General features: G+C 58.6%; 13 protein-coding genes and 1 pseudogene. 8 read left to right on the top strand and 6 right to left on the bottom strand.

The genetic code is table 11. From position 1 onward, the window contains the following. Window positions 1-193: 193 nt before the first annotated feature. Window positions 194-835: an alpha/beta hydrolase family protein gene (locus tag N2599_RS27405; RefSeq protein WP_027509542.1), complete on the bottom strand. Its 642-nt coding sequence runs from the start codon at window positions 833-835 to the stop codon at window positions 194-196. A 202-nt stretch (window positions 836-1,037) separates the two neighbouring features. On the opposite strand from N2599_RS27405, the gene N2599_RS27400 reads away from it, so the two are divergent. From N2599_RS27400 to N2599_RS27390, 3 genes are all read left to right on the top strand, one after another. Continuing rightward, the gene (locus N2599_RS27400) at window positions 1,038-2,120 is read left to right on the top strand and encodes a substrate-binding domain-containing protein (protein WP_027509543.1); all 1,083 of its coding nucleotides are present in this window, start codon (window positions 1,038-1,040) and stop codon (window positions 2,118-2,120) included. An 88-nt stretch (window positions 2,121-2,208) separates the two neighbouring features. Beyond that, on the top strand, window positions 2,209-4,464 hold the full coding sequence (locus tag N2599_RS27395) for an ABC transporter permease (protein ID WP_027509544.1): 2,256 nt from the start codon (window positions 2,209-2,211) through the stop codon (window positions 4,462-4,464). Continuing rightward, on the top strand, window positions 4,457-5,239 hold the full coding sequence (locus N2599_RS27390; RefSeq protein ID WP_027509545.1) for an ATP-binding cassette domain-containing protein: 783 nt from the start codon (window positions 4,457-4,459) through the stop codon (window positions 5,237-5,239). Before N2599_RS27395 ends, N2599_RS27390 begins: the two co-directional genes overlap by 8 nt. A 267-nt stretch (window positions 5,240-5,506) precedes the next feature. Here N2599_RS27390 and N2599_RS27385 read toward each other — a convergent pair whose 3' ends face one another. Further along, window positions 5,507-7,513: an ABC transporter ATP-binding protein/permease gene (locus N2599_RS27385; RefSeq protein WP_027509546.1), complete on the bottom strand. Its 2,007-nt coding sequence runs from the start codon at window positions 7,511-7,513 to the stop codon at window positions 5,507-5,509. Between the two features lie 464 nt (window positions 7,514-7,977). Here N2599_RS27385 and N2599_RS27380 point away from each other — a divergent pair, with 464 nt between their 5' ends. Beyond that, window positions 7,978-8,304: a GYD domain-containing protein gene (locus tag N2599_RS27380; RefSeq protein ID WP_027509547.1), complete on the top strand. Its 327-nt coding sequence runs from the start codon at window positions 7,978-7,980 to the stop codon at window positions 8,302-8,304. Between the two features lie 897 nt (window positions 8,305-9,201). Continuing rightward, window positions 9,202-11,475 carry a glycosyltransferase gene (locus N2599_RS27375; RefSeq protein ID WP_244914885.1) on the top strand — a complete coding sequence of 758 codons (2,274 nt, stop codon included), beginning with the start codon at window positions 9,202-9,204 and terminating at the stop codon, window positions 11,473-11,475. Here the strand turns inward: N2599_RS27375 and N2599_RS27370 are convergent. Both N2599_RS27370 and N2599_RS27365 read right to left on the bottom strand, forming a co-directional pair. Then, a complete protein-coding gene (locus N2599_RS27370; RefSeq protein WP_244914883.1) occupies window positions 11,362-11,949 on the bottom strand; it encodes a hypothetical protein in 588 nt (195 codons plus the stop codon). The genes N2599_RS27375 and N2599_RS27370 overlap by 114 nt on opposite strands. 11 nt (window positions 11,950-11,960) lie before the next feature. After that, entirely contained in the window at window positions 11,961-14,102 is a 2,142-nt protein-coding gene (locus tag N2599_RS27365) for a caspase family protein (RefSeq protein ID WP_027509549.1), read from the bottom strand. 282 nt (window positions 14,103-14,384) lie between these two features. Between N2599_RS27365 and N2599_RS27360 the strand changes: the two genes are divergently transcribed. The 3 genes from N2599_RS27360 to N2599_RS27350 are packed head-to-tail and all read left to right on the top strand — an operon-like array spanning window position 14,385 to window position 17,481. Next, window positions 14,385-16,691, top strand: coding sequence for a type VI secretion system Vgr family protein (locus N2599_RS27360; protein ID WP_027509550.1), 2,307 nt, complete (start codon window positions 14,385-14,387; stop codon window positions 16,689-16,691). A gap of 11 nt (window positions 16,692-16,702) precedes the next feature. Beyond that, window positions 16,703-17,128, top strand: a complete 426-nt coding sequence (locus N2599_RS27355) for a DUF6484 domain-containing protein (RefSeq protein ID WP_027509551.1) — start codon at window positions 16,703-16,705, stop codon at window positions 17,126-17,128. Then, window positions 17,128-17,481, top strand: a complete 354-nt coding sequence (locus N2599_RS27350; protein WP_027509552.1) for a hypothetical protein — start codon at window positions 17,128-17,130, stop codon at window positions 17,479-17,481. The genes N2599_RS27355 and N2599_RS27350 overlap by 1 nt, the downstream gene beginning before the upstream one ends. A gap of 20 nt (window positions 17,482-17,501) precedes the next feature. Here the strand turns inward: N2599_RS27350 and N2599_RS27345 are convergent, their stop codons facing one another. Together N2599_RS27345 and N2599_RS27340 are read right to left on the bottom strand one after the other, a co-directional pair. Continuing rightward, a complete protein-coding gene (locus N2599_RS27345; protein WP_156915255.1) occupies window positions 17,502-18,368 on the bottom strand; it encodes a hypothetical protein in 867 nt (288 codons plus the stop codon). A gap of 128 nt (window positions 18,369-18,496) precedes the next feature. Beyond that, window positions 18,497-19,144, bottom strand: a pseudogene (locus N2599_RS27340) (IS110 family transposase); the annotation flags it as partial. Window position 19,145: the final 1 nt, after the last annotated feature.

Raw genomic sequence — 19,145 nt, 5'->3', positions numbered from 1 at the left:
GTCGATGGGCGGCCGATGCTCAAGCTGGCGGCTATCACAACCGCCACATTCACCGCTAAAACCTGCCCGGCCGAAAGCCGAACATCAATGGCTTTCGGCCCTCGTTGCCGGTTCATTCCTAACTTTCCTGCGTGTTTCGTATAGGAAATTCGCTATGTGTATATAGCCCCGCCGCGACGGTGCCCCGCCATGGCTATGGCGCCAGCGACGATGCCCAGGTTTTGACGGCCGCCGCCATGCTCGCCTGATGGTCGGTGAACGAGAAGCCCGATATCTTCTTTCTGGGCCTCAGATCGTGGTCACCGTCTTCGAGCCAAACCAGTTCTATCTTGTCGGATATCCCGTAGCCTTGAACCTCCTGCCTTGTGCCGAACTGGTCCCGCGTTCCCTGGACGATCAGCGCCGGCGTTTTCAGCGTTTCGAGATGCTTCGTGCGAAGCTCATCAGGCTTGCCTGGGGGGTGAAACGGATAGCCGAGGCAGAGGAGCCCGGCGATCTTGCCTTTGGCAAATAGCTCGTCAGCAATCATGCTGGCAACGCGGCCGCCCATCGATTTTCCGCCAATGATCAAAGGCCCGCGCGCGCCGAGCCGCTCGACGGCGGTAACATATTCCGGAATGAGTTTGTCGGCGCGGGGCGGCGGCTTGCGGCCCATGGGCGTTCGCCTTGCCGCCATATAGGCGAATTCGAACCTGGCGACCCGAAAGCCGGCGGACGCGAGAGCTTCGGCCGCAGCCGTCATTGACGTCGAATCCATCGCCGCGCCGGCACCATGCGCAAGCAGGACTGTAAACTCGGCGTCGTCACGGCCGTTTATCTGAAAGCCATTTTGCATGAGCTATTCATAGACGGACGGCCAGGCTTTGTCATCGGACGCTTCGGACTCGAATTAATTCGTCGATACGATGAGTTCGCCATTTACTTCCGGCGGATTTGCGCAGCATATTAGAATGTTAGCAACTACGAGGAGAGGGGCATTCGAACAACTCGACAAGTGCGCTCGGATGACTCCAATTCTGGGTCAGGGAGGACCAATCATGAGGCGAATTTTGTTGCTCGCGGCATCGACCGCGGCGGTATCGCTCGGCGTCTCGTATGCCTTCGCGCAATCGGGCAGCGTCGAGAAAGCGGTTGGCGGTTACGGTTTCGAAGAAGCCGCAAAGGAGGCGGCCGGCACGAAGGATTTCCATTCTGCCGACGGCCATCTGACATTCGCGATTGTGACGCATACGGCTGGCAATGGATTCTTCGACCCTGTCTATGTCGGCGCGACGGTTGCCGGCAATCTGATCGGCGCCAAAATCCTGCTGCTAGGCTCGGAATCACCGACCGACGATCCTGCCCGCGAGATCGAAATCCTGAACCAGATCGTGCAGGACCCGACGATCGACGGGCTGATCATGACAACGCCGCAGGCCGGCGCCTATAACGACATCGTCAAAACCGCCGAAGCGAAGGGCATCCCGGTTGCCACGACGAATTCCTTCGATGGAACCATTCTCAACCGCAATAGCCTGAGCCATACCGGGCAGGACGCGTCCGCGGCCGCGATTGCCGGCGAGGCGCTCGTCAAGTGCCTGGCGGACAAAGGCATCGAGAAAGGTTCGATCGTGCTGCCCTCGTCGACGGCCATGGGAAACATCGAGGTGAACAACCGTGTGACATCGGCGTTCAACGCGATCGTCAAAGGACTTAAGGATGCAGGCAAGCTGGAGAACTTCAAGGTCGATGCGGGGCCGGAGAACACCGGCATCGACACCAACCCAAATGATCCGGTGAACGGTATCGTCACGCTGTTTGAATCCCGCGGCGATGTGGTCGGCGCCTTCGCCGGCAACAACGTCTTCACGCCGGCCCTTGCCAAGGCCGTCGCCCAGACCGGAAAGACCGGCAAGATCTGTGCCTATGGCTTCGATCTCGGTCCGGCTCAGCAGGATGCATTGAAGAGCGGCGACCTGACGGGCGCGCTCGGGCAGCAGCCGTTCCTACAAGGCTTCTGGCCAGTCATGCAGCTTTATCTGCAGATCGATCGCGGCATCGCGGCGGCCAATCTCGATACGCGTGCCCAACTCGTGACCCAGGAGACTGTGGGAGATGTCGGCAAACGCTTCGAGAATTAATGTCACGCGCAATGCTCCAGATCGCTGGGGGAGGGCGCGCGCTCTCCCCACAGCACCCGGCGTCTCAAAAGCCGAATAGAAGAAGCTTATGGAGCCTAATACGACGACCCGGCCAGACCGCGCACCTTCCCAGCTGATCGGCGGCTGGGAGGTGGGGCTCGTTGGGCTGCTCTTGCTGCTCTATCTCGGCGGCGCGATTGTCAATCCCATCTTCTTCGGATCGGCGGAGGCGTTCCATGCGCTGCTTCGCGATACCTCGCGTGTGGCCATCATCGCAGTCGGAATGACGTTCGTCATCGTCAACAAGGATCTCGATCTCTCGGTCGGCTCCACTTATGGCCTGGTCGCCGTCGTCTTTGCCCGACTGTTCGCATCCAACGTTCTCGACCTGAACGTCCTGACAGCGACAATCCTCTGTATGATTTTAGGTGTTGTGATAGGCCTCGCCAACGGCCTGCTTGTCACTATCCTGAAGGTGCCCGCATTCATTGCCACATTGACGGTTCTCTTTATAGGCCGCGGATTCGTACTGGCGCTCACCCACGGCCAGGCGATCTATTATCCTGGCAAGGCGAAAGAATATCCGCTGTTCTTCCACCTCGGTGAGACAAATATCCTCGGTTTCAACAACCAGATTGTGATCTTTGCCATTGTCGCGGTGATCGGCGCCCTTGTGCTGGCGAAGACACGCTGGGGCTACGAGACCTTCGCCACAGGCGGCAATGAGCAGGCAGCGGTCTATGCCGGCATACCGACGAACTGGGTGCGTATCCGGGCCTACCTGATCTCCTCGCTCTGCGCGACGCTCGCCGGCCTGATGTCCGCCGCCCAGGATAAGGGTGTGACGCCGCTTTACGGTGTCAGTGGCGAGCTGACGGTCATCGCCGCCGTGATCATCGGCGGCGCTTCAATTCTTGGCGGCCGCGGCCGCGTGGCCGGATCGTGCCTCGGTGCCTTGCTGGTTGTCCTTCTCGACAAGGTTCTACGCGAGGGCTGGCCGATCACGCGCATCATCAAAATCGGCGATGAGGAAATTACGGTCAATGCGATCTTTTCGCTGCCGGTCGGTGCGGTGCCGGTTTTCATCGGACTACTTCTCATCATCGCCGTGCTGATCGAACCCCATCTCATTCGGCGCCAGCTTGCAACACGTTTCTGGGCGTGGCTTCGCGGCAAGCCGCCGCCGCTGGCCTACGAAATCGGCGGCGTTGCGCTCGAGGGCGTTCAGACCAAAGGAGCAATGGCGACCGACATGGCAATGTCGCCGACCACCTTCGGAAGGTTTCTTGGCCGGCGCGATTCGCTCGCTATCATCCTGGCTGTCTTGCTGTGGTGTGCGGGTGTTGCGCTCAGGCCCGACTATTGGTGGAACCTGTCGAACAGCTTCGCGATCCTGCTCAACTATACCGAGTTGGCGCTGATCGCGATCGGGCTCACCTATGTTATCGCCGCCGGCGATATCGACCTCTCCGTCGGATCGGTCCTTGCACTTGCCGGGAGCACTGCAGCCTACTTCCTGAAAGTTCTCGGCGCCGATCCAATCACGGCAATCGCGATGGGTCTTCTTGCGGGAATGGCCGCGGGTTTCGTCAATGCGGTCGTGACGGTTGGCTTCAAGTTGCCAGCGTTCATCGCCACTCTTGGCATGTACTACATGGCACGCGGTCTGGCCGCCTGGTTCGTCGCCGGACAGCAGCTGGCGGGCTGGCCGGAAGGCTACAACCTGATCGGCCGCAAGGTAAACGATATCCTCCTCCATTTCCGCGTCTCGCTGCCGCCCGGCATCCTTCGCACGGTAGCCGAAGTCGTCAGCGTCCAGACGATCTGGATGTGTTTCGTCGCCCTGATGGCCGGCGTCGTACTCGCTTACATGCCGTTCGGACACAAGGTCCGCGCCACTGGCGGAAACATCCGCGCCGCGGCCTATGCCGGCATCCACACCAACCGGGTGCGCTTCATCGCTCTCATGCTGGCGGCGCTCTGTGCAGCCATGGCCGGGGTCATCAACATCGCCTATTTTCGGAGCTTCAACCCGGTTGCCGGTCAGTTCCGCGAGCTTGACGCCATCGCCTCCGTCATCATCGGCGGCGGCTCGATCTTCGGCGGCTACGGCACGATGATCGGCGCACTCGCAGGCGCGGCGGTGATTACGCTGGTGCGGGCTCTCATGCAGCTCAACGTACAGGGATTTAATATGCCGCAGCACTGGATCAACGTCTTCATCGGCCTCATCCTCATCGTTGCGGTGTTGATCGACATATGGGTGCGCCAAGCCAATATATTCGGACACCTGCTAGCCCGCCTCGCAAGAGCGCGCAGGGGCAAGGAAATCGTTCATGGTTGACATAACACGACCCGATCCGATTGTGGAAATGCGGAGTATCGAGAAAGCCTTCGGCGCGGTGCAGGCACTCCGCAAGGTCGACCTCGTGCTCTATCCCGGCGAGATACTCGGCCTAGTCGGCGACAACTCGGCCGGCAAATCGACGCTCATGAAGATCCTGACCGGCGCCTATCAGCGCGATGCCGGCGAAATCTTCGTCGCCGGGAAACCGGCGTACTTCAAGAGCCCGCACGAAAGCCGCGACGTCGGCATCGAGATGATCTACCAGGACTTCGCGCTATGCGGAAACATGGATGTCGGCCAGAATATCTTCCTAGGCCGCTGGCCGCTCAAAGGCCCTTTCGTCAATCGCCGCAAAATGTATGCGGAAGCTGACGACGTGCTGAAACGGCTCAAGGTCGACGTGAACTCCGTGTATCAGAAGGTCGAAAGCCTGTCGGGTGGCCGTCAGCAATCCGTCGCCATTGCCCGCGCGATTTCTTTCGATCCGCGCGTCGTGATTCTCGACGAGCCGACAGCCAACCTTTCCGTGATGGCGACCGAGCGCCTGCTCGAAACCATGCTGGAGCTAAAGAAACAGGGGGTTGCACAAATCATCATCTCGCATCGCCTCGTCGATATCTTCGCCGTCGGCGACCGCGTCATGGTGCTGAAGCGTGGCGAATATGTCGGCGACCGCTACATCAAGAACACCGACGAGCATGAGGTTCTTGAGATCATCGTGTCGGGCACGCGAGAGGACGCACTGACAGCCGATGAGGCACGGCGAGTTTGAGCGGCTGCTTTTAATGTTTTCAACAAGATGAATGGTGGGCGATGCGAATGTGCGATTATCGGCCAAGTGCAATAGCTTAGTTGCCCGCACACCCAAAAACGTGGCTTTGATTTCGTTATCGAATTTCAATCGAGCCCGCACCTTTTATTTAGATAGCGCTCCTTAGTGCTAGAGATGGTCGCTCAAAGGGCGGGTTTGCGCAACTAATGGTCCTGGACTTCCAAAGGCAGGCTCGGCCACCTTCCGGGAACCCCGACTGGGCGGACTTCAATTTCTGTTCTGGGGCAGCGCCGCGTTACTCGAGGTCGTGCCCCCTTTCGGTGAGGAGCGCCGGTTCTCCAAAAGGCGTAGCAGCAAGTTCCGTTTTCTCTTGCGCTGGACAAGATCAATATCACTGACAAGCTTTGCGCCGCCCTCGCGCCGCTCCAATGTGATCTTGCGGCTATGGAAGGCTTCCAGCTCAGCTCGATGCGCTACGCTTATGATGGTGACCTTCGGTAATTCATGGATCAACATCTCCATCATCTTGTCCTGACTTTTCTCATCGAGTGCTGACGTTGCTTCATCCAGCACAACGATATCGGGAGTGTGTAGCAGGAGACGCGCAAACGCCAGCCGCTGCTTTTCGCCACCCGATAACGTCTGGTCCCATGGCGCGTCGTCCTCGATCTTGTCGTTCAGATAATCGAGTCCCACCTTCTCGAGGGCGGCCTTGATCTCATCCAGCGTCCAGCTATCGGCGGCGCCGGGATAGGCGACTGCACGGCGAAGCGGCCCGGAAGGGATATAAGGCCGTTGCGGTAACATGAACAGTTGTCTGTCGGCGTGGAAATTGACGCTGCCGTCACCCCACGGCCAAAGACCTGCGATGGCCCGCACCAGCGTGCTCTTGCCTGAACCGGATTCTCCGGCTACGAGCACCCGCTCGCCTGGTTCGATCACGACCTGGGTTTCCTTGACCACGGCGGTGCCGTCGTCAAGCGACACGGAGAGATCGTTTAAGCTGAGCATCGTGTCGCCTTCAGTTTCACCGCGCTTGATGCGTCCCAAGGCGTCGCTCTGTTCCGCGCGCTCGAGCCCGTCGAGCGACATCATCAGCGAAGCGACGCGGCGTGCACAGGCGTTCCAATCGGCGAGACGGGGGTAGTTGTCGACCAGCCATCCGAACGCGCTTTGAACGATAGCGAAGGCTGAGGCGGCCTGCATCACCTGTCCAAGGGTCATGCTGCCTTCGAGAAACTTTGGAGCGCAAAGCAAAACCGGCACAACTGGAGCAAACAAGCTCGACCCCTGCGACACAAGCGCTGTGCGCATGTGTTGGCGCGCAAGGAGCGCCCATTGCCTGAGCACCTTGGCGAACGTCTTCTCGACGTCGTTACGCTCCTCTTCTTCACCGCCGAGCAATGCGATACTCTCGCCGTTTTCCCGTACATGCGTCAGCGTGTAGCGAAATTCGGCTTCCGCCTGATTTTTGACCTCAGAGACGTGGACGAAATGGCGGCCGATGACCGCCATCGAGCTCGACGTGATCGCGGCGTAGAGTACCGCGGTGATGACGAGGAAGCCAGGAACAGTGATGGTCGAACCTGCGATTGTCAGACTGAGGGCTCCGCCGATCGTCCAGAGCACCACGATGAAGGTCGAGGCCGACAGAAACGCGGAAATGACACCCGCGATGAAATCGACGGGTGATTCGGTGGCAATCCGCAAATCTTCCGCGACGCGCGCTTCGGGGTTTTTGTGGTCGCCGCCGATGAGGTTCAACTGATAGTAACGGCCGTTTGCGAGCCAACGCGCGATGACTGCGGTAGTGAGCCAGCAACGCCAGCGGCGCTGAATGGTCATACGAAGGGAGACTTGTGCAACGACAAGGACGACGGTTCCGAACACCAGCGGCAGGAATATAGCGCTCAGAATATATACGGTGCGGGCATTGTGTTGTTCTATGGCGTCAAAAATTGCGCGATTCCAGACGTTGATTCCATACTGGAAGCCGACATTGATGCAGATCAGGGTCAATAGCCCGATTGAGCACGGCCAAGCGAGCCTGTCGCCGCCGCGACTCCAGTAACCGCGCGCGCTGATCCAGAAACGCGTTAGCAAATACCTCTTGCGCGCCTGCTCGGCCTCCTCAGGCGTCAACTCTGTATCGGGTTCGATTACATTTGGGGGCGGCGCGACCTCGACAGTCGATGCCTTCTCTTGGCGCGACTTCTCGGCACCGTGCGGGTCGGTGCCGTCGACCGATTTCGGATTGAATTTAGCGTCGGCCATACGCACGACAACGGCTTAAAAATCAAAAGGTTTCATGATGGCGGCGTCGAACATGGCATCGGATAGCTTCTCGAGAAAATGAGGCGGTCGCCGCTCGAACTCACAAGGCTCCGGGACACCAAGACACATTGCGCATTGGCCAAGTCGGATGCGTGTACACTGAGAATAGGGCAATTTCGGGCACGTCACCGATGTGAGGGGAGCTTCACCACTGCTAGCAAAGACAACTGCAAGACCTTGAGCCCTTTCGTCGGCAGCCATCCGGTAGGCGTCCGGTATCGCTCCCGCCGTAGTTGTTACGTCCTCAATGAACGTAAGGCGGCTTTCCGCGACATCCTGCCCCCTCACTCTCGCGACCCTCGTTGCGAACCAAACAGGCAGGGACGCCTGATCCGCACATTGGAAATGACTCGCATTCTCCCGGGCTTGAGCGTTAACTGTTGTTCTGACCGAGGAGGTAAACCATGGCCATGTATCTCACGCGCTTCAGCTACACGCCCGAGACATGGGCGCGCATGATCGAAAACCCCGAGGATCGCCGAGAGGCGGCACGTACTTACATTGAATCCGTGGGCGGAAAGCTCCATGGATTTTGGTACGCCTTTGGCGAGCATGATGGTTGGAATCTGTGGGAGGCGCCTGATAACGTGTCGATGGCGGCTGTCGCGCTTGCCATCGGCGCAGGAGGAGCGCTCAGCTCTATTGAGACCACTGTCCTCCTCAGCGTCGAGGATACGATCGAAGCCTTGGAAAAGGCGAAGTCGATTCGGTATCGTCCACCGGCAGCGTAGGCGGCGGCCCAATGGTTCCCATCCGTGTTGAAGAAGTGTGCTTCGCGCGCGTCTCGTCCCCGGCGCAAGCTCTCTGTGGATTGCGCCGGAGGCAATAAGGGTCCGCAATGAGCCGAAGGCCGCCTTTTGGCAGGCGCGGAGGGACTGGTGTGCGAATTGGTCGAAGTCGGTCCCCTGCTAAGACGCAACAGGAGCCCATTCGGCCGCTGGCGTTCTTATTGCGAAGGTTTATACGGATCCCGTCGCGTTCCCTCCCGCTGGCTCGTCGTGGCACTGAGGGAATGGTGGGCGATGATCTTGCGGCTCTCGAATTCAACTTGAGTACTAGTCGCACCGGATGGCTGTTGGAAGCCCCCGTGATCTACGGAGCTTGTTATTTAGCAATAGTTATTCTACTCTTTCTTGTGGGCTTTTAGCCTTATCCTGGATTGGAGCGTTCTCGCAATGCTGAAACGTATTGCCGTCCTTTTCTCGGTCGCTCTAACGGGATGTGTGCCGTCCTGGCCGAACCTAACATTGGCTCCACCCAATGCCAGCAACTGTCAAAACACACGGCCGAGCGCAGCTGAATCTGCCGCTTGGCGCCGGGCACAAAGGCTGAATACACGTCAATCCTACCAGGCTTTCCTCGCTGAATATCCTCGCAGCTGCTACGGGACTTTGGCCGTCGAGAGGGTGAAGACGACGGTTCAAAAGCAGCCTGTCACAGTCCGGAAATTGGCGACCCAACCTCGGCGAGACTTCTGGGGACGGCGAGTCTACTAGCGCTGTCTGCTCTGCTTCATAGACTGCGTTTTTCGAGGGGCAATGTGCAGCCGCATCTGGAAACCTGGGGATACCCTTCGATCTCATTGAGGGATAGGCGGCAGGCCGCGAAGCTCAGCGTCGGATACAATCGTGGGGTTAGCTGTGCATTTTGACGTTGTTCATGCTGCTGACCCGCGCTTTCACGGCGGTACGTCGAGCGCACTGAGAGCCGAGCTGAAGGCGGCGAAACAGTGGGGGGTGAGCTGTGGCCTGCTGCCTTTTTTGGGGCAGCGCACGCGTGAGCTCGGCGTCTTCGACAGTCGTACAGCCGCAGTTATCGAGCAATCGAATACTGTTTGGCTCACAGGATCCGAAGAGGCGACCTGCGACATTCTTCTGGCTCACCATCCTGCAGTGTTCGAGCGAATGCCGCGTTCGCCAGTGCGTTTGCAGCCTCGCCGCGTCGTTTGTGTGGTCCATCATCCTCTGTTCGATGGCAATCGCGTTCCCCAATACGATCTGGGAGTCGTGGAACGCGTGTTGGATCGGCTCTTTGGTGTTCCGGTCGTGTTTGCTCCTGTTGGGCCGAAGGTCCGATCCCAGTTCGACAGTATTGGGACCGAGAGTCCTGCGCTGCTTCAGCACGATTTGTGGAACATGATTGACCTTGCTGAATGGGCATCTCCCCAGCGAACAGCTCCAACAGGCACCATCAATGTGGGGCGCCACACGAGAGCGGACCCGGCGAAATGGCCCAGTTCCGCAGATGAGCTACGGGCAGCCTATCCCGACACACCCAATTTCGCCATCAAGGTGTTGGGCGGTGCCCCGACGTCAATCCAACCCTGGATAGGCTCGAACTGGCAGATCAGTCCATTCGCGCAAAACAGCGTATCGGACTTTCTCAGGCGCTTGGATTTTTATGTTTATTTTCACAGCCCGCGGTGGGTGGAAGCATTCGGATTATGTATCGCGGAAGCAATGGCGAGCGGCTTGGTGACGATGCTCGATCCTTCATTTGAAAGCCTCTTCGAAGATGGCGCCGTTTATTGCAACGTTGCCGAAACGCGGAACGTCATCGAGCGATTTGTCGCCTCACCTTCGACCTATCTCCAACAATCAAATGCCGCGCGAGAGCTTGTCCGGAGAAAGTTTGCGATCGATCAATACCCGCAACGCATGGCGCGCCTCTGCGATGATCTTGAACTGTCCAGCCCCTCCGCCCTGAAATGCAGCCGAACCGCGGGCAAGCGCTATCTAACTGGCAAAACCGCCGAAGACAAAGCGCCAGGATCATTGTCGCGGCGTATGGGCAAAAAGCGGCGGATACTTTTCGTCGCGACAAACGGTATTGGGCTCGGACATATCACGCGTCTGATGGCTATCGCAGAGCGTCTGCCCGATGACACGGATCCTATTTTCTTTACCCGATCGTCCGGATCCGCGTTGGCTTATGCGCGAGGTCACGCTGTTGACTACACTCCTTCCGGCTTGGCGATCGGAGTGACGGACGACAGTTGGAATAGGGCATATGCGCAAGAGCTACTGACGGCCGTGGAGTCGTTTGATGTTTCGGCGGTGGTGTTCGATGGGAACAGGCCGTTTCCAGGATTGATTGCCGTTGCCGAAAGCCGTCGCGACCTAGCCTGGATTTGGATCCGGCGTGCCTTGTGGCGCCTTGACCACGACTTTGATCCAGGTTCCCAGGATATATTCGATATGGTGATCGAGCCGGGCGAATTTGCTCATGACGAAGACCATGGTCCGACCCGCGATATGGTGGGATCTGTTGCCGTCCCTCCTCTGCTTCTGTTGGATCCAGGGACGCGACTGCCCAGGAGCGAAGCTGCTGACAAGCTAGGCGTCGACCCTGGCCGCTTCACCGTCGCGGTACAACTAGGCTCGCAACGCAACTTTGACTTTGAGGATTTGCCCGGCCTGATTTTCGCCGGCCTGGTGAGGCGGAATATACAAACAGTTCAGATTCTCAATCCGCTCGCGAAACCTTCCAAGCAGGAATGGCGGGGCGTTTTGCGCACAAGCGTTTACCCCTTGGCTGAATATGGCAGCGCGATCGATCTTCTTGTCACCACCGCCGGGTATAACAGCTTCCATGAAAGCATCTTGGGAGGAATCCCTTCGATCTTCGTGCCCAATGAAGCTCCGGAAATGGATGACCAGCATCTTCGCGCTGTTTATGCCCAAACAGCAGGCTTGGGTCTCTGCCTGCGGTACTCGGAGTTGGATCGTGTGGAGACAACCCTCGACCTGGCACTATCTGACGCCTTCCGCACCGAGGTTCGCCGACGATTAGCTCGCGTGAGTTACGTCAATGGCGCCGCCATGGCCGCGAATGCGATCGAGCAGCTTGTCTTCAGTATCCGCGCTGACCGCCCGCTGCATGCCTCGATTGCTCGCAGGTGAACTAAGGGACGCATCGGCGCTCACCTGGTCGGCAAGAAACTCGTCGATGGTTGATGAAAGTGCGATTTCGTTGGAGATGTCCCATTTCGCGAGGATCAATGACCAGCGCCGGCGAGCGTATCTGCCATAGATTTCGGGGGAGAGCAAAGGCAGGTAGCTCCGGGTAGGGAGAAATTCCAAAGGGGCGGAACTTGCAGCGATCAGATCGGGACGCAGCTCTGACAGAACGACAACAGGAAATTCGCCATTAGCCCTGCAAGCCTCCATGGCCGTATCAAGAATCTCGGGAAGATTGGCCGGCATCATGCCGAGGACAGAGATAAGGCTCCTGGGCCTGGCCTCCTCCACCGGATCTTGCAGGACATAAAGAAGGCTGTCCTCTTCATCGGCCGTATCGACGATCCTCCCAATTCTCTTGCGCCTGCCGAACGGCAAAAACCAGCCAACTTTGTCTATAATCCAGCGCAAAGCCATTCCTGTGTTCCTCAAAGTCCATTTTGCTGAACAAAAAGTTCGACTTCTCCTTCGATTTCCTTTCGGATGGCAGCGTTCAGTTTTTCACCCACCGAAGACTTGGTCCGTTCTGCCTCTTCGACCTTGAAACGAGTGGCGAGCGTTGCGTTGAAATATGCCTTCTGCAAATCCGGCTTTCCACGGCTAAAACCACCCTCCGCGTAACCCTTGGCAAGTTCGAGATAGGCGTCCTCGAAGCCTCGGCGTGCTGACAGTTCCAACAGGGTAAGTGCGCGATTGGCATCGCGAGGAACTTTGCCTTCGCCCTTCACGAGAAGGCGTGCTGCGTAGAAGGGCGCATATTGGTTACCCATTTCCGTCGCGCGGATCATCAGATCAAAACCCCGCTTGACATCTTTCTTGACACCCAAGCCGCTGACATAGGCACGGCCGAGATTGGTCATGGCGTCGATCTGACCGGCATCGGCCGCCGCGGCATAAAGCCTCGTCGCCTCTACATCATCTTTCTTCACGCCGGTACCGCGACGGAAGCTGTCGCCGAGCGCAGTGATAGCATTCGACCAGCCGCTTGATGCTGCAAGTCTGTACCACAGGATCCCCTCTTCGGGATTTTGAGGCACGCCTTGACCGCGGATGTAAGCCGTTCCCACATTCGTCCTTGCTCTGAGATTTCCGAGCGGTGCCGCCTTCATGTAGAAGTCCAAGGCGCGCTTGTAATCGACCTCGCGGCCGATACCGGCCCGGGCCATGTAACCGAGATTGACGAATGCGGCGCTGTATTGCTGCTGGCTGGCAAGTTCGTAGAAATGCTCCGCCCAGTCATAGCGTTTCGCTATTTCGAGGACGCGGGCTAACTGAAACTGCAGGCGTGGGTTGCTGGGATCTGCAGCGAGCGCATAGCCGCAGGAGCGCAGCCCGTCGCGGACGTTCACCAGCCCGTTCGTGACACCGGGTACCACGCGTTGAGGATCGTTGGGATCGGCTGCATACAGATCGCAATCCGTAACGAGTGTCTTCATGCCGCTTTGTGTGTCGGGCATTTCGCGTGGCCAGATACGAAAAGTCTCGCTGACGGCGCGCTCGCCAGCCTGCTGAAAAACAAACTCCGCTCCAGCGGCTGCAGTAGCCTCGTCGGACGGGGGCTCGGTTGAAATCGCGGTGGCGGCAAGTGCGCCGCTGACAAACAGCCCGCGCTTCTGCAACTCTGCAACCTGGAGACTGCTGCGTTTGAGCGCTTCGACCGCAAGCTGGCTCTTCGGAAACACTTTTGCGAAACGTTCGAAATCGGTTGGATCCGCGCTGTCTTGAATGAAATACCAAAGGACCTGGTCAATAGTCAGCGCGCCGTCGCCCCCCCGGACCTCGGGTGTTGGTTTGTCGGCGCCGCCCGGCTTCAGGACGAATTTGGTTTCGATTGAGCCTGTGATCCACGGTATTTGCGATCCGCTGGTGGCAAGGCGCACGTCTCCACGCACCGTTCTGAACGTGTCGTAGATGTCGAGGCCCGGCTGCTGAAGCGCATTGGCCAGCGCCAAAGAATACGGGCTGTTCACTCCGGTGCCGTCGTAAGCCACTTCGCCGGCGCCTGTGGCGAAGGCGATGAGGACCTGGCCCGAGCCGGCCTCGATATTTGCCAAGCCCTGCTGCAGTCCCTTTTCCGAGGTCAGTGGGTTGTTGCGGCAGGCGTCCAAAATGATCAACTTGACGCCGACCGGGTCGTCCTTGACGATGTCTATGAGGTCATTGAGAACCATGGCGTCGTCGACCACTTCTTTGGCCGATCCGGTCCTTACATCGACGGGTAGCAACAGGCTTCGCCCTTCGTATTGCAGCGCATGTCCCGCGTAGTAGAGGATAGCCAGATCAGCGCCGAGAAGATGGGCGCGGGTGGCATTTTCGAGGTCGCCGACAGCGGCCTTCTTGACGTCGTAGAAAAGCAGGACATCGAAACCAAGCTCCGTGAGCGTCGCGGCAATCAGCTTGGAATCGTTTTTTGGGTTAGCGAGAGGCGCAAACTCGTATTCGCCATTCCCCACCACGATGGCGGCTCGCCGCTCCGCATGGGCCATCTGCGAAAATGCCGTTAAGAACAGCGCCAACAGCGGGATCAGGAAAATCCACTTCGGCCGAAAGCAGGAACTTCTTTGCATCATGGCAGGTAAGCCCAGGTTGTTGACTTCGTTGTCCTGATGAGCGGCAAGAATAATGCCTCCATAGTAATGCAATTTTTGCAACTGCGCATGGGGGAAAAGGATCAAAGACGGGAGCCGCTCCCAAAATGGCTTTGCGAGTCCAGGCTGTTGCATTTCTGGCCAGATTATTTGCCCCAAGAGGATAAACCCGGTGCTATTGCCATGCTGCTTTCGAGGTGCCGGGTCTTTATGATAGGTTCATGATCCAGGACTGCCGGCGTCACGAACAGGGGCACTCTCCGCATGGCCGAAGAACGCAAGACAACCGTCCAGACGCCGCTTGGACCAGAGACGCTGACCTTCACGCACCTTGTCGGCCATGATGAGATCAGCAGGTGTTTTGCCTTCACCGTTGGGTTCGTCAGCCCCGACGCGAACGTCGATGCCCTAAAGCTTCTCGGAAAGCCAATTTCGGTTGAAGGCGAGGCAGGAGACCCGAAACGGTGGTTCAGCGGGCTCGTATCAGACTTTCGCCTGACCCGCATCGAAGAAGGATTTGCCTATTACGAGGCGGAGCTGCGGCCTTGGCTTTGGTTGCTGGGCAACACCACTGACTGCCGCATCTTCCAGAACATGAGTGTGGTGGAAATCGTCGAGGAAATATTCTCGAAATATAAGCCCGCCAAATTCGAGAAGCGGCTGCAGGGTTCCTACGAGGCACGGGAATACTGCGTGCAGTATGACGAGACCGACCTGGATTTCGTGCAGCGGCTGCTTGAGCATGAAGGCATCATGTATTTCTTCGAATATGGCGAGGGAGAGCACACCCTCATTCTTGCCGACGCCATGAACAAGCTGAAGCCTGCGCCGGGTTATGCGACGGTCCAGTTCCGCGCCGAAGGAGAACCACTGCGCCGAGACCAGGAATATATCACGGAGTGGGTGGCGACCAGTTCCGTCCACCCGGGCACCTATGCCCACACGGATTACGATTTCACCAAGCCCGGCGCCGACCTGATGGCGCAGTCGGCGCAGCCCTTCGCTCACGCGGAATCGCAGGGAGAGCATTATCGTCATCCTGGCGCCCATCTAACCGTAGGACGCGGTGACACCGTCGCCGTGGTTCGGCGCGAGGAGCTTCAGGCAGCGCATCAGCGTATCGCCGCCGCCGGCACCGTGCGGGGACTGGCTTCAGGCTGCACTTTCAAACTGGAAAATTTCCCGCGCAAGGATCAGAACACGGACCATGTCGTCCTCAGCGCCGATTACCGCCTGTTCGACCCGGGCTACCGCCCCGCTGTTTATGCGGGAGAAGAAACCTTCCGCGCGGCGCTCCACGTTGCTCCGACCTCCGTCACTTACCGGCCGCCGCGAACCACGCCCCGTCCGATCATGCGGGGCCCGCAAACCGCGACGGTGGTCGGCCCTTCGGGCGAGGAAATCTTCACAGATAAGTATGCGCGGGTGAAAGTGCAGTTTCACTGGGACCGTCTCGGCAAGAAGGACCAGAACAGTTCCTGCTTCGTGCGGGTCTCGCAAACCTGGGGCGGTGGGGGCTGGGGCTTCATCCAGATCCCACGCATCGGCCAGGAGGTGATCGTCGACTTTCTCGAGGGAGATCCCGACCGGCCGATCATCACCGGCAGAGTTTATAACGGTAAGGAGATGCCCCCCTATGAGCTGCCGGGAAATGCCACCCAATCCGGGTTGAAGACGAATTCCTCGCCCGGCGGCGGCGGTTGGAACGAGCTGCGTTTCGAGGACAAGGCAGGATCGGAAGAGGTTTATTTCCAGGCGCAGAAGGACCACAACCTGCTGATCAAGAACGACCGCAGCAAGCTGGTCCAGCACGACCAGTCGGACCGCATCGACAACAACGCCAAGCATTCTGTCGGCGTGAATCTCGACGAGGACGTAGGCAACAACAAGACGACAAAAGTTGGCGTCGACCGCACCGTCAATATCGGCTCCAACGACACCGAGACGGTCGGGATCAACCGCTCCCTTACCGTCGGGGCTGACGAGACGATCGGCATCGGCGCGAATTCCACCGAGACGATCGGCTCCAGCCACACCCAGACAGTTGGCATCGTCCAGACGATCACCGTGGGTGCGGGCCGGATCGATACGGTCGGAGCCGCTGAAGCCCGAACAGTCGGGGCGGCACAGATGAACACCATCGGCGCGTCGCGGTCGGTCAGCGTTGGCATCAGCCAAAGTCATGACATCGGTGCATCCGACAACTGGAAGATCGGCACCAATCAAAGTGTAGAGATCGGCGGGGGACAGACGAGCGAAATCGGCAAGGGGCGCAACGCGAAGATCGGCGAGGACGATGCAACCGAGATCGGGGGGGGCCGGGTGGTGAAGGTCGCCAAGGGAAGCGCGGTCGAGGTGGGTGAGGACGGGGTAATCAAGATTGGAGAGGATCTGCTGATCGAAGCCGGCGACTCGATCGTCATCAAGTGCGGCTCGGCGGCCATTACAATGAAGAAGGATGGTACGATCTCGATCGAAGGCAAGGATATTTCGGTGAACGCCAATGGCAAGTTCAACGGCAAGGCTTCGGGCGAGGTCAGTTGGAAGGGCAGCAAGATCAATCATAATTGAGGGGACTCGAGATGTCCGACACACGGGAACGTATCGAAGGAGTAGTGATTGGCGTGTTGCTGGGTTTCGAGGCAGGCGTGCCCCTGGTGGTATTTCCCGGCAATCCGCGGGAAACCGCGATGCCTGCGCGGAGCCTGGCCGAGCTCACGTCAGCGATGATCGGTGCCGAGGTAGCGCTGCTCTTCGAGGGCGGAAACGCGACGCGACCGCTGATCGTCGGCCGGATCGTGGAGACGGCGCGCAAGTCTTCGACGCCAAATGTCGTGCGTGACGGCGAGCGCGTGCGGATCACCGGCCACGAGCGCATCGAGCTTCGTTGCGGCAAGGCGACAATCATTATGGAAAAGGACGGCCACATCACCATCCGCGGCACCTATGTGACAAGCCACGCCAGCGCCGCGAACCGTATTCGTGGCGGCTCGGTGAACCTCAACTGATGCCTGCTGCGCCTGTTCTTCGCGAAATCGTCCGCCAGCACGCCGAGCAGGCCGCTTTCCTGTGGACGGTCTACGACTACCACTTGCTCCATCCGGACGAGAACCCTGACATGGATGAGGAGCGGCTTGCGCGCTTGGTCGAGCGGCTCGAGGCGCATCTCGACGGGCTCAGAGTGGCGGGAGCGGCTGGGCTGGAGATCGCGAAGGAGCGGTACGCTGAGTTTCCGGAGGCGGGGGAGTTGTTCGTGTTGAGGATGCTGTCCGTGAAGGAGGCGCCGCGGGTCGTCGATCTCGACCTCGCGAAGGTCCGGGCCGTCCTGAAGCAAATGACGAGTTCCCGAGAGGCTTCATAACTTGCGCAGGTCGCAACGCGTCAGATTTCGACGGTCACGAACCCCCAGCCATCGGAGCTGTGGCGCAGTTCTACAGCCGTCCACTCCTTGCCGTCAAAGAAGGCGACTTGCGGACCGCTTGTTACTGCCATTGTTTTCCGGCTGGCAGTCATGTAGTACGCAAAATCTATGTCTTTGGACAATCTGAGCCGCGTCCTCTCCTGTCTGAAAACGCCGGTCTCGTCATCGCCCCAGTAACGTTTCCCCTGAAACTCGCAGATCGTCTGAAACATGCTGTCCGGGACGTCGAAGTCGTAACGCTCCTCGTCCTGCAGGCGAAAGCAGGTTCCCTCGGCTCCGCCGACATAGATCGCTCCGTCCGAGCCGACCGATACCGCGCGCAATTCGTTCTCAACGCCGGCGTCGACGGTGTGCCAGCGTGAGCCGTCGAATCTCGCCATGGCTCCGAGGTCTCCCACCGCATAGATGCGGTCGGCCGAAAGGCCATGCATATCGTTCAGCCGCTGCTCCGTCGGCATGTCGAAGTGCGTCCAGCGTGCGCCGTCATATCTGTAGGCATTTCCTTCCGTGCCAAACAAAAAGACATTCCGGCGTCCCAGCCCCCAGACGCGAAGCATCATGCTGTCTGCAAACTTGTTACTTGTCCAAGCAGAGTTGTGGCATTCATGGACGGCACCGGCTGCGTCCAGAACAAAATAGTCCTGCGGAGAGGCGACATACAACGACAGCGGGAATTCGTTGAAGGCATGCAGTAACTCGAAACTCGGCAAACGCTCGGAGTCAATTTCGTATATAGCTGCCTCGTTTACCGTCATGTTTTGGTCGCTGAAATGGTAGAGGACACGGCACTTCCCGTCTTCACCTTGCCAAGCCTGGATCGCTTCCACGTGCGCGTCATCAGGTGCGACAAAACTATTCCTGCTTCTCGTCATGGTAGCCTCCAATGAAAGAACTCAGGGGGTAAAACGGCTCCATTTGGCGGCTTTTCCTTGGGTTCGGTTGTGTTTTGACCGGTATTGGCCTTGGTCATCGTCCGGATCGTTGTCTCCGACTGCTTGATACGCACATCGATGTCGCCGATGAAGGCAAGGCCTCGGTCGATCTGGATATGGTCGATCTCTGATACGTTCACCTGAGCCAGCTGAACACGGACGGCCTTGCCGAACAGATTACCGAGCTTCTTCAGCTGCGCCGTCTGCTCCGAATAGCGATTGAAGATCGTCACGATGCGGTTCTTGGTCATCGTGCGCAGCCGCACGTAAAACATCCGCTCGCGAAGGGCGACGCGCAACTCTTGCGCCTTTTCGCCAGGAGCCCGTGCTTCCGGCACCAGGTCGGCCCGGAGCAGATGCGCCGGCACGGTGGCGTCGATCTTGTCGGTCTTGATCTTGGCGTCGGCAATCGCCTTGACCTTCAATGGATGGGCGAGAACGACATCATCACAAATGTCGTCGAGCCAGTCGTAGATCACCATCCAGTTGCGGGTCGCTTCGACAACCGCATGCGACTTCTCGCGATAGCGTTCGAGAAACCCGCCGAGCAACTGGCGATCGTTCTTCACCCTGCCGGATCGTAGCGTCTTGCCGCTGCTGTCCTGAACCACCAGGTGGCTATAGGATTTGTGGTAGTCGACGCCGATATGGTAATCATAAGACGAAGTCATG

This window comes from Rhizobium sullae (genome assembly GCF_025200715.1).
GTDB classification, from domain to species: domain Bacteria; phylum Pseudomonadota; class Alphaproteobacteria; order Rhizobiales; family Rhizobiaceae; genus Rhizobium; species Rhizobium sullae.
This window is presented reverse-complemented; position numbering and strand designations above follow the sequence as displayed.